Annotated in this window: 3 protein-coding genes; all 3 read left to right on the forward strand. The window is 60.6% G+C overall.

The genetic code is table 11. The features are described from left to right. A partial coding sequence (locus ACEW8G_RS15055) for an ABC transporter ATP-binding protein (protein ID WP_373489213.1) occupies positions 1–677 on the forward strand: 677 nt, incomplete at its 5' end. After that, positions 674–2,119 (forward strand): ABC transporter permease, encoded by a 1,446-nt coding sequence (locus tag ACEW8G_RS15060; RefSeq protein WP_373489214.1) that lies wholly within the window; start codon positions 674–676, stop codon positions 2,117–2,119. The genes ACEW8G_RS15055 and ACEW8G_RS15060, both read left to right, overlap by 4 nt. Further along, a partial coding sequence (locus ACEW8G_RS15065) for an ABC transporter permease (protein WP_373489215.1) occupies positions 2,116–3,014 on the forward strand: 899 nt, incomplete at its 3' end. The genes ACEW8G_RS15060 and ACEW8G_RS15065, both read left to right, overlap by 4 nt.

The following is a 3,014-nucleotide window of genomic DNA, read 5'->3' on the forward strand; positions in this document are numbered from 1 at the left end:
AACGCGGTGGACGAACGGTTCTCGATGCCCTGTCGCTCTCGGTCGCTGCGGGAGAAATCTATGCGTTGCTCGGCGGCAATGGCGCGGGCAAATCGACCACGCTATCGGCATTGCTCGGTTTCCTGAAACCTGCATCGGGCAGCATGGCGGTCGCTGGCGTTGACCCCGCGACGGATGTAGAAGCGGCGCGCCACAAGATCGCCTATCTCCCCGAAAATGTAGCGCTCTACGAACATCTGACCGCTCGCGAGAATGTCGAGTATTTTCTGGCACTCGCTGACGAGACGCATAGCAGCGATGAAATTGAAGCTGCCTTCGATGCGGCAGGCCTCCAACCCGAAGCGCGCAACCGTCCGCTTGGTGGCTACTCAAAGGGGATGCGGCAAAAGGTTGCGATTGCACTTGCGGTCGTGCGGCAAGTCCCAGTGCTGTTGCTGGATGAGCCGACATCCGGTCTTGATCCCCGCGCAACTGCCGATTTCAACGCTCTGATCGGGACACTCAAGGAACGCGGCACGGCAGTCCTGATGGTGACGCACGATTTGCTCGGTGCCGCCGATTGCGCCGACCGTATTGGGTTCCTAGATCGTGGGCGCATCGTTGAGGAAGTGGGCCGCACATCGGGCTACGACGTAATGGCGCTCCACCGTCGTTATGGCGAGGCGGTCGCGGCATGAATGCGATCAGGCTGATTGCTGCCGACGAATGGCGGCTGATGCGCCGCAATCGCGTGGCGATGCTGGGGCTCGCGATATTGTCGGCGCTATCCTTGATTGCCGCACTCACCTCAATTGCCCAGCGCGACAATAGCGACGATATTCGCGCCCGATTCCAAACGCAGGCCGATAAGGCATTCGACGGCGCTCCCGCGCGGCACCCTCACCGGATGGTGCATTATGGCCATTTCGTATTCCGCCCGCTACCTGCACTTGCCGCCTTTGACCCCGGCGTCGATGCCTTTACCGGCAACACAATCTATCTGGAAGGCCACCGGCAAAACAGCGCCAATTTCGGTGATGTCCGGCAAAGTTCGCTGCTCGTCCGCTTCGGGCAACTTACGCCCGCCTTTGTTTTGCAGGCGCTTGCTCCGCTGATGCTGATCTTCATCGGGTTCGGGATTGTTGCGCGCGAACGAGAGCGCGGCACCATCCGCCAACTGTTCGCGCATGGCGTAACGGCGCGGCGGCTGCTCATCGGCAAGACGCTTGGCCTTGGCGGTATCGCCGCGCTGATGCTGGCCCCCGGCGCGTTAGCGCTTGGTTGGCTTGTCGTGGCGGAGGGCGCGCCGCTCCTTCCATCACTGGCGCTGCTCGGCGGTTACACCGCCTATCTCGCTGTTTGGGTCTTGTTGATCATCATCGCCTCATCTCTTGCTGCCCATGCCCGCACCGCACTCATGGCGCTGATCGGCATCTGGGCGTTCACGGTCATCCTGCTGCCCCGGATTGCGCCCGATGTTGCGCTTGCCAGCAATCCTGCGCTAACCCGTCTCGAAACCGATATTGCCATCGCAGAAGATTTACGCCGGATGGGCGATAGCCATAATCCCGACGACCCGTTCTTCTCCGCGTTCAAGGCGCGCACGCTCAAGCAATATGGCGTTGAGAAAGTCGAAGACCTGCCGGTCAACTATGGCGGGTTGCTGGCAGTCGAAGGCGAAGCGCTGACCTCCAAATTGTTCGATGATTATGCAAACCGGCAGTTCGCCGCGCAAAAGGCGCAAAGCGGCCTGAAGGACACGATTGGCCTGTTCAGCCCGACTATCGCGTTGCGGCGCGTGTCAATGTCGGCATCGGGCACCGATCTGGAAGGCCATCGCCGATTCCTTGCTCAGGCTGAGGCTTACCGCTTCGCCATTGTCCAGCAACTCAATCAGTTGCAGGCGACCAAAGTCACTTACGCCGATGACCGCAACCGCAACAAAGACCCGGAGGCGGCCAAGCGCGTGCGCATTGATGCAGAGAACTGGAAAGCGATACCCGATTTCCGTTACAAGGCGTCATCGATCTCCGATCAGATGCGAACTGCGCTTCCCGGTCTCGTAATCCTGTTCGGATGGCTACTCGCGCTCGGCTTTGGCATCCGTCTTGCGACGCGCCGCTTGGGAGAAGCAGCATGACCGGCAGCACGATGAGCTTGGGGCAACACGAGTTGCGCCTGTTCCTCCGCCAGCGGCTCGCACTTCCGATTCTTCTGCTGACGGCTTTGCTTTCCATCGCCAGCGTGTGGGCAGGCATGGCCGAAGTCGCACGGCAGAATAACACCATTGCGCGCATACAGCCGCAACAGGCGAGCGATGTCGCTGCCATTGCCAAATGGGCGTCTAAGGAGGGGAATGCGGGCGAAGCCGCCTATTATACCTTTCACGCCACTTGGGACGCGCCGTCGCCGCTGGCCTTTGCAGCGATCGGGCAGAGAGATGTTGCGCCCTACATCTTGCGTGTGCGTGCTTTGGGCTTGGAAGCGCAGCTTTACGAAAGCGAGAATTACAATGCCGAACTGGCACTGCCGGGGCGGTTCGATTGGGCGTTCGTCCTCACGTATCTCGCTCCGCTGTTCGTCATTGTTTTGCTTCACGATCTAAAGTCGGGCGAACGCGAAGCTGGGCGCATTGGCTTGCTTGCTGCAATGGCGCGAAACGAACGCGCCTTGTGGCGGCGGCGGATTGGCTGGCGGCTGGGCCTCTTGCTCGCCGCACTGCTTATTCCGTTCGTGATCGGCGCAGTGCTATCAGGAGCGGGGGCATTCGCAATCATGTCCTTCGCCATCGTAGCCGTCGCCTACCTGCTATTTTGGGCGGTGCTGTGTCTATGGGTTGGCAGCCGGGACTGGAGTTCGGTCACCAATGCTGCGACCCTCGCCGCAAGCTGGCTCGTGCTGACGCTCATCCTCCCGGCACTCGCGAACCTTGCGATCAATGCCGCAATCCCCGTGCGTCAAGGCGTCGAATTGACTCTCGAACAGCGCGAGAAAATCCACGGTGGCTGGGACAAACCCCGCGCAGAAACGATGCA

The organism is Blastomonas sp. (assembly GCF_041747255.1).
Classification (GTDB): Bacteria; Pseudomonadota; Alphaproteobacteria; order Sphingomonadales; family Sphingomonadaceae; genus Blastomonas.

What these genes read in the sequence shown, in the direction of transcription:
- ACEW8G_RS15060 (WP_373489214.1), top strand. Translation starts at nt 674, where the DNA reads ATGAATGCGATCAGGCTGATTGCTGCCGACGAATGGCGGCTGATGCGC.